Source organism: Acidovorax sp. SRB_24 (assembly GCF_012931925.1).
Window position 1 is genome coordinate 1 of the sequence record NZ_MWOM01000101.1, and the last position, 8197, is coordinate 8197.

Sequence of the window (8197 nt, forward strand, 5' to 3'; positions counted from 1 at the left end):
GCGGACATGCGGGCTTGCGCCCGCGTGGGATTTTCCGTTTACACAAAATTCTGCACACCCTCCGCCGCTGTATCGGCCGGCGACGCCGTGGTGCCCGCATTCATTCCATTCTCGTCGCTCTATGGAGCCGGAGTGATCTGACTGCCTTGGCGCCAGTAACGCTGCACTGCGCGCTCTTCGAAGGAGTGCCCTCTTGGGGCGGCTTGCTCGTCTTTGCGCCCAGAACCCCAGCGCTGCTTGTTAAAGCGCTCGTGACAGCCCTTTGACGCGCTGTTCGTCCGACTGCTTCCCTGCCCTTGGTTCGTGGGTTGAGTGTCAGGAGTGCAGCGGTTCCAGTCGGTGAGAACCACGCTCCCAACTCACGGTCTCTGCCGCGTTGCAGTCGTCCATATGCCAACGACCTCCCTGGCTCGATGGCCGGTTTCAGGGGTACTGCCGACATTGCCCGCGTGCCGGACCCCTGAGGTTGCCCGAACGTCTGCTGATCGAGGTCTGGAACTGGCACTATCGAATACGAAGGGACACCAAAGTGTCGCACGGGGATGCGGACAAAAACTTGGACTACCAGGAGGTAGTTCATGTATTCGTACGAAGACAGGATTCGAGTCGTAGAGCTCTACATTAAGCTCGGCAAACGCGTCAGGCCAACCAACCGTCAGCTGGGTTACCCAACCAAGAATGCCTTGAAGGGCTGGTGCCGGGAATATGAGCAATGGCTCGATTTGCCGGTGGGCTACCTGCCCAGCTACAGCCCTGAGCTCAATCCCGAGGAGAGGCTCAACGCTGATTTAAAGCAGGAGATGGGTAAGCGCGTACCCATCAGGACGAAGGCGAAATTACGCGAGGCAGCCAACGATCACACGGCGATGTCGGAAAACTCTCCAGAGAGGGTCATGGGTCACTTCTAGGATCGCCGCGTCCGCTATGCCGCTTTAAACTTCACAGGGCCGAATCAATAGCTATCAATTCAGGAGCTTTTGGGCGGAATGCCTGGCGGCTCCGCACGCTAGGCCGGGGCAAGGGCATCTGTTCACTATTGGTGAAAGGCCGGTATCTGCTTTCGGTGGAAGTTCTCGAGTCAAAAGCACCGAGCAACAAGGAGCTGTACCGAGATTTCTATTGGAGATGGAGGCCGTGGCGCAAGCGGGACGAAAGGGCGGAGATGAGTGGGGTGCTTGCGTTGAAATGGCATTGACTTCACTTTTTTAGAATGGTGTGTGCTGCATTCATCGCTTGTCCCGGGGCGTTCTTCTCAAAATAATAAGAGCCTTCTCGCATTGCGCAGGTGTGTGCGGGCGAGTTGCATACACAACCTGCGCATTTCTCGAACAGGTACGGAGACATCACCATGCAAAGAAAACAATTCCTTCTCGCGCTGTGCGCGGCCCCCCTGGCATTGGCATCCCTGGGCGTTTGCGCGCAGAGCAGCGCCCCCTATCCGAACAAGCCTGTTCGCCTTGTCACCCCCTTTCCTCCCGGAGGAGGGACCGACTTCATCGCCCGCACGCTGTCGGCCAAGCTGACGGAGACCAAGCAGTGGGTGGTGACCGTGGACAACCGCGCTGGCGCCAGCGGCACCATCGGCATTGGGGAGCTGGCACGCCTGCAACCGACGGGCTATGACCTGGCCGTCGGCCAGCGCGATAACCTGATCCTGGCTCCCTGGTTGCAGAAGGTGAACTTTGACACGGTCAAGAGCTTTCAACCCGTGGCCTACCTGGCCAGCACGCCCATGCTGATCGTGGCGTCTGCTAACGGCAAGTACCAGTCGTTTGCGGACGTGGCCGCAGCGGCACGCGCGAATCCAGGAAAGATCACCCTGGCGTCCACCGGCACGGGCAGCGCCACGCACATTGCCAGCGAGCTGCTGCGCACGCGCGCGAATATTCACTTTCAACACATTCCCTACAAGGGCTCCACGCCTGCTCTGACGGATTTGATCGGTGGGCAGGTGGATGTGGCTGGCTCCTCCATTGCCTCCGCGCAGGCGCTGATCAAAGGGGGCAAGCTCAAGCCGCTGGCGGTGATGAGCAAGACGCGCAGCGCCTCGCTGCCCGATGTGCCCACGCTCGATGAGCTGGGCATCAAGAACATGGAGTTCGGCAGCTGGTTTGGCGTGTTCGCCCCGGCCGGACTGTCGCCGGAAATCACGCGCCAGCTGCATGCCGAGATTCAACGCGTGACGCAGCGCCCCGATGTGGTGAAGGTGCTGAACGAGCAGGGCCTAGAGCCCGGCGTGAAGAGCGTGGAAGAGTTCACCAAGTTCGTGGCAGACGACGTCGCGAATATCAAGACCATCATTGCCGAAACCGGCGTGAAGGCTGACTGAGCGCAGCCCTACTGCCCCCCAGAGCCACACCATGCCCAGTTTTTTCCCAGACGGTGCCGATCGCCGTGTCGAGATCATCGAAGTCGGCACGCGCGACGGACTGCAGATCGAGCACCACATCGTTCCCGCAGTCGACAAGATTGCGCTGATCAATCGGATGATTGACGCCGGAATCCGGCACATCGAGGTGACCTCGTTCGTGTCGCCCAAGGCCGTGCCGCAACTGGCCGATGCCGAGGAGGTTCTGGCAGGCATTCGCAAGCGACCTGACACAAACCTGATGGCTTTGGTGCCTAATGTGCGCGCTGCTGAGCGCGCGCTGAAGACGCCGGTGGACGGAGGGGTGTTGCTGTGCTCCGCGTCGGACACGCACAATCGCAAGAACCTCAACCGCAGCATCGCCGCCTCGCTTGAGGGAATGCGCGATGTGGCCGATCTGCTCCAGGGCGGGGGCAAGGAGGTGCATGGCGCCATTGCCACCGCGTTCGGCTGCCCGTTCGAGGGCGAAGTCACCGCAGACAACGTGCTGCGCATTGCCGAGGCCTACATGACCCTCGGCGCGCAGCACCTCACGCTGGGCGACACTACGGGCATGGCAACCCCTCGCAACATCCGCGACACCGTGGCACTGCTGCGCCGCGAGTTCCCAGGGGTCGACCTGTGCCTGCATCTGCACAACACGCGCGGCGTGGGGCTGGCCAATGTGCTGGCGGGCCTGGAGATGGGCGTGCGCCGCTTCGACGCCTCGGTGGGCGGTCTGGGCGGCTGTCCCTTCGCTGCCGGGGCCACGGGCAACATCTGCACCGAGGACTTGGTCTACCTGCTCGATGAGTGCGGTTGGGAGAGCGGCGTGAGCCTGGAGGGTGCCATGGAGGTGGCCCACCAGATGGAAGCACTGCTGGGCAAACCGCTGCCAGGACAGGTGATGCGTGCGGGTCGGCGCCTGCGCCTGCACGCGGCGGATGATGTGGTCACGGCTTCCGGTTGAGCGCGCTACCTCAGACACGACGGTGAACCGATCAAGGCATCATCTGCGGCCACCCTGGCGGCGCATGCGGATGTGCCCAGGCATCACCGCGAGGCATGTGACCACTTATGAGCAGGCGCTTGGATTCCACATCGGCCCGGATCTTCATTTCCATCATCGAGGAGGGCAGCATCAGCCGCGCTGCGGCTCGCCAGAACGTGGTGGTCTCGGCCATCAGCAAGCGCTTGAGCGACCTGGAAAAACAGCTCGGTGTGACTTTGGTGGAGCGGACGGCCACGGGCGTCAAGCCCACGTCCGCGGGCGATGCGCTGGCCCACCACTCGCGCCTGGTGCTGCAAGCGCTCGACCGGGCGCACGAGGAGATATCGGAGTACGCCAACGGCGTGCGCGGCCACATCCGCGTGCGCGTGAGCCCCTCTTCGCTGGCCGAAGGGCTGGCGCAGAAGATCAGCGACCATCTGATCCTTCAGCCGAGCATCAAGATCGATCTGGAGGAGCTGTCCACCCCGCAGATCTTCAGCGACGTGCTGGACGGCCGGGCCGATTTGGGCGTGGCGCCCGACATTCTTCGGCCATCGGAATTTCAGTACGTGCCCTATGCCGACTACCGCTTGTGCATCGTGGTGCCACAAGGCCACGAGATGGCGTCTCTGCGCTCGGTGCGTTACCTGGACGCCCTGCAGTACGACCAGGTGGAGCAGCGCCACAGCAGTGTGCTGACGCAATTGCTCGACCAGACCGCCAAGCAGGGCGGCGTGGCCAAGCGCACGCGCATCCGGGTGAGCAGTTTTGAATCCATGTGCAGCATGGTCGGCTCGGGCATGGGGGTGGGGGTGGTGCCCTCGATGTTCAAAACCGTGCAAAGCCGCGCGCACGGGGTCAAGTTCATTCCGCTGACCGACCCCTGGGCGAACACCAAGCTGGTCATTGTTTTCCGCTCGCTGCACAGCCTGCCCGCGGCAGCGCGCAGTTTGCTCGGGCATCTGGTGCCCAACCTTGGCCTGGAGCGTTGAGCGGGCCTCTAACGCGATGTGGGGGCCGCACGATGCCCTTTATTGACATGTTGAATTGAATGAGTGATATGAATCTTCCAAGCGACGATGCGCTGCGCGCGCCCCTCAGCGGGGTTCGCGTGATCGATCTCACGCGCATTTTGTCCGGCCCGTTTTGCACCATGATGCTGGGCGACATGGGGGCCGACGTCATCAAGATCGAGGACCCGCACAGCGGAGACCCGGTGCGCCACATCGGCCAGGGAGCCGAAGGCCTGAGCTGGTACTTTGCTTCGTTCAACCGCAACAAACGTTCCGTGGTGCTGGATCTGCGCCAGCCCGAGGGGCTGGCGCATCTGCGCTCCCTGCTGGCCACGGCCGATGTGCTGGTGGAAAACTTCCGCCCCGGCGTCCTATCGGACATGGGTTTTACGCCCGAGGCGCTCAAGACCCTCAACCCACGCCTGGTGGTGGCCAGCATCAACGGCTATGGCTCCACAGGTCCGTATTCGCAGCGCCCGGCGTTCGATTTCGTGATCCAGGCGATGAGCGGGTTCATGAGCGTCAACGGCGAGCGTGACGGGCCGTCGCTGCGCAGCGGGCTGCCCATCACCGATCTGGTGGCGGGCGTGTATGCGGCCTTCGGCATCGTTTCGGCCCTGCGTGCGCGCGACCTCAACGGCACGGGCCAGCACGTGGAGGCGCCCATGATGAACAGCATCATGAGCATGTTTGCCTACCTCGCTTCCGACTACCTGGCCTCAGGGCGCGAACCGGTCAAGAACGGCAACGACCACCCCATCACATCGCCCTATGGCCTGTTCCCGGCGGCGGATGGCGAGGTGGCCGTCGCCCCGAGCACGGAGGCCATTCTGCTCAAGTTCCTCACGGCATTGGACCTTGCCCATGTGCTGCAGGAGGAGCGGTTTCGCACCAACGCCCAGCGCATGGTCCACCGTGAGGCGCTCAATGCGCTCATCGCCGAAAAAATGCAGTCCAACACCCGCAGCCACTGGCTGGAGCGCCTGAATGCGGCGGGGGTTCCCAGTGGCATCGTGCAGACCATCCCCGAGGCCTTTGCAGACCCCCAGGTGCGCCACCAGGAGATGGTGATGGAGGTGGAGCACCCAGGGCACGGCGTGGTGAAAACGCTGGGCTTTCCTCTCAGGTTTTCGGACACACCGTGCCGCGTGCACCGCCCCGCGCCCGACCATGGGCAACACACCGACGAGGTACTCGCCAGCTTGACGGCGGCAGGGCGGTAAGCGGCACCGCGCGTGCCACTGGATCTGGAATTTCTTTTCGTGGAGCACTCTCCCCCTATGACCCGCAAATACAAGGCTGCCATCATCGGCAGCGGAAACATCGGCACGGACCTGATGATCAAGATCCTGCGCCACGGCCAGCACATCGAAATGGGGGCCATGGTCGGCATCGACGCGGCCTCCGACGGCTTGGCGCGCGCAGCGCGCATGGGCGTGGCCACCACGCACGAGGGCGTGCAGGGCCTGACCCGCCTGCCCGAGTTTGCCGACATTGACTTCGTCTTTGATGCCACCAGCGCCGGCGCTCATGTGCACAACGACGCCTTCTTGCGGGCGCTCAAGCCGGACCTGCGCATGATCGACCTCACGCCCGCGGCCATCGGCCCGTACTGCATCCCGGTGGTCAACGGCGGGCAGCACCTCGATGCGCTCAATCTGAACATGGTCACCTGCGGCGGCCAGGCCACCATCCCCATGGTGGCGGCCGTTTCGCGCGTGGCCAAGGTGCACTACGGCGAGATCGTGGCGTCCATCGCCAGCAAGAGCGCCGGCCCCGGCACGCGCGCCAACATCGACGAGTTCACCGAGACCACCTCCAAGGCCATCGAGGTGGTGGGCGGCGCCACCAAGGGCAAGGCCATCATTGTCATGAACCCGGCCGAGCCGCCGCTGATCATGCGCGACACGGTCTACACGCTCAGCGAAGTGGCCGACGAAGCGGCGATTGCCGAATCGGTCGAGCGCATGGCCGCGGCCGTGCAGTCGTACGTGCCGGGCTACCGATTGAAGCAACAGGTGCAGTTCGACCGCATCGACCGCCCCATCCGCATTCCGGGCGTGGGCGATGCGCTCACGGGCCTCAAGACCTCCATCTTTCTGGAGGTCGAAGGCGCGGCCCACTACCTGCCTGCCTACGCGGGCAACCTGGACATCATGACCAGCGCCGGCCTGCGCACGGCCGAACAAATTGCGGCCCGCATGCTGGCCAGCGCCTGAGGAGAGTTCCCATGACCCATAAGAAGCTCTATATCTCCGACGTGACGCTGCGCGACGGCAGCCACGCCATTCGCCACCAGTACAGCGTCGAGAACGCCCGCGCCATTGCCAAGGCGCTCGATGAGGCCAAGGTGGACTCCATTGAAGTGGCCCACGGCGATGGCCTCCAAGGCTCCTCGTTCAACTACGGCTTTGGCGCCCACACCGACCTGGAGTGGATCGAAGCAGTGGCCAGCGTCGTGAAGCACGCAAAGATCGCCACGCTCCTACTGCCGGGCATCGGCACCGTGCATGACCTCAAGGCCGCATATGAAGCCGGCGTGCGCGTGGTGCGCGTGGCCACGCACTGCACCGAGGCCGATGTCTCCAAGCAGCACATCGAGTACGCCCGCCACCTGGGCATGGAGGCCGTGGGCTTTCTGATGATGAGCCACATGCAAACGCCCCAAGGCCTGGCCCAGCAGGCCAAGCTGATGGAGAGCTACGGTGCGACTTGCTGCTACGTGGTGGACTCGGGCGGCGCGCTAGGCATGCAGGACGTGCGCGATCGGTTCCGTGCCTTCAAGGACACGCTCAAGCCCGAGACCGAAACGGGCATCCACGCCCACCACAACCTGAGCCTGGGCGTGGCCAACTCCATTGTGGCCGTCGAGGAAGGGTGCGATCGCATCGACGCGAGCCTGGCGGGCATGGGCGCGGGCGCGGGTAATGCGCCGCTGGAAGTGTTCATTGCCGCGGCCGACCGTCTGGGCTGGAACCACGGCACGGACCTGTACAAGCTCATGGACGCGGCCGACGACATCGTGCGTCCGCTGCAAGACCGCCCGGTGCGGGTGGACCGCGAGACCCTGGCGCTGGGCTACGCGGGCGTGTACAGCTCGTTTCTGCGCCACTCCGAGGCGGCTGCCGCCAAGTACGGCATCAAGGCCGTGGACATTCTGGTGGAGCTGGGCCGCCGCCGCATGGTGGGCGGGCAGGAGGACATGATCGTGGACGTGGCGCTTGACCTGCTGCGCCAGCGCGAGCAAGCCTGAGTGCCTGCAAGGCGCCAACGGCGCTCGCAGCGTGTGCAGTGCGCAGGCTGTACGCGCCAGTCTTATAGATTCGGCCCGATGAAGATTGAATTGTCGAGGTGAGCCCCCCATCTGTTGGTCGTGGAAAAGAAGACGCGAGACACCAGACCTCGGAGCAGTTACACGAGAGGCGAAAGCAGGTCGTGAGGCTGCACAAAAGGGCATCAAGATGACGCAGATCGTGGCGATGACGGGGCTGAGCTATCCGACTGTGCGCGGAGTGATTGACCACTTCGGGGCGGGTGGATGTGCCGCCGTTCATGGGTCACTTCTAGGACCTGAGTCGTCACATATGCGAGAGCTCTGCTGAATGGCCGGATTTGGCAGTGCAGCGGTCACTTAGCCCGCGAAAGGTCCAATGACGGTAATGGAGGCAGCGGTCATCGGCCCTCCAAAACTGGATGACGGCAACCAGCCTGAACCGGACCACCGTTGCGGTAACTTCATCAGCCGTTTGTGGCCGTCTGTACCCTCAGCTTGCTTTGGACTACCGCCGCTTCCCGGCTATTTTGGCAACGCGCCTTTCGGCCATCCCCAGCGCAGCACGGGCGAGT

At 63.4% G+C, this 8197-nt stretch carries 7 protein-coding genes and 1 pseudogene; all 8 read left to right on the forward strand.

The window, feature by feature from the left end; all coding sequences use genetic code 11:
* Nucleotides 1–578 precede the first annotated feature (578 nt).
* Entirely contained in the window at nt 579–908 is a 330-nt protein-coding gene (locus tag B2J89_RS23330) for a transposase (RefSeq protein ID WP_169170636.1), read from the forward strand.
* A gap of 440 nt (nt 909–1348) precedes the next feature.
* Nucleotides 1349–2329, forward strand: coding sequence for a tripartite tricarboxylate transporter substrate binding protein (locus B2J89_RS20015; RefSeq protein ID WP_169170637.1), 981 nt, complete (start codon nt 1349–1351; stop codon nt 2327–2329).
* 31 nt (nt 2330–2360) lie between these two features.
* The gene (locus B2J89_RS20020) at nt 2361–3317 is read left to right on the forward strand and encodes a hydroxymethylglutaryl-CoA lyase (protein ID WP_169170638.1); all 957 of its coding nucleotides are present in this window, start codon (nt 2361–2363) and stop codon (nt 3315–3317) included.
* Nucleotides 3318–3436: 119 nt separating this feature from the next.
* Nucleotides 3437–4330 (forward strand): LysR family transcriptional regulator, encoded by an 894-nt coding sequence (locus B2J89_RS20025; protein ID WP_169170639.1) that lies wholly within the window; start codon nt 3437–3439, stop codon nt 4328–4330.
* A gap of 68 nt (nt 4331–4398) precedes the next feature.
* Nucleotides 4399–5574: a CaiB/BaiF CoA-transferase family protein gene (locus B2J89_RS20030; RefSeq protein WP_169170640.1), complete on the forward strand. Its 1176-nt coding sequence runs from the start codon at nt 4399–4401 to the stop codon at nt 5572–5574.
* A 57-nt stretch (nt 5575–5631) separates the two neighbouring features.
* The gene (locus B2J89_RS20035) at nt 5632–6570 is read left to right on the forward strand and encodes an acetaldehyde dehydrogenase (acetylating) (RefSeq protein WP_169170641.1); all 939 of its coding nucleotides are present in this window, start codon (nt 5632–5634) and stop codon (nt 6568–6570) included.
* 11 nt (nt 6571–6581) lie between these two features.
* Nucleotides 6582–7604, forward strand: a complete 1023-nt coding sequence (dmpG, locus tag B2J89_RS20040; protein ID WP_169170642.1) for a 4-hydroxy-2-oxovalerate aldolase — start codon at nt 6582–6584, stop codon at nt 7602–7604.
* Between the two features lie 98 nt (nt 7605–7702).
* Nucleotides 7703–7902 (forward strand): annotated as a pseudogene (locus B2J89_RS23335) (helix-turn-helix domain-containing protein); the annotation flags it as partial.
* Nucleotides 7903–8197: the final 295 nt, after the last annotated feature.

Excerpts from the sequence above, each read along its gene's own strand:
- B2J89_RS23330 (WP_169170636.1), top strand. The coding sequence starts at position 579 with ATGTATTCGTACGAAGACAGGATTCGAGTCGTAGAGCTCTACATTAAG.
- B2J89_RS20015 (WP_169170637.1), top strand. The coding sequence starts at position 1,349 with ATGCAAAGAAAACAATTCCTTCTCGCGCTGTGCGCGGCCCCCCTGGCA.
- B2J89_RS20020 (WP_169170638.1), top strand. The coding sequence starts at position 2,361 with ATGCCCAGTTTTTTCCCAGACGGTGCCGATCGCCGTGTCGAGATCATC.
- B2J89_RS20030 (WP_169170640.1), top strand. The coding sequence starts at position 4,399 with ATGAATCTTCCAAGCGACGATGCGCTGCGCGCGCCCCTCAGCGGGGTT.
- B2J89_RS20035 (WP_169170641.1), top strand. The coding sequence starts at position 5,632 with ATGACCCGCAAATACAAGGCTGCCATCATCGGCAGCGGAAACATCGGC.
- dmpG (WP_169170642.1), top strand. The coding sequence starts at position 6,582 with ATGACCCATAAGAAGCTCTATATCTCCGACGTGACGCTGCGCGACGGC.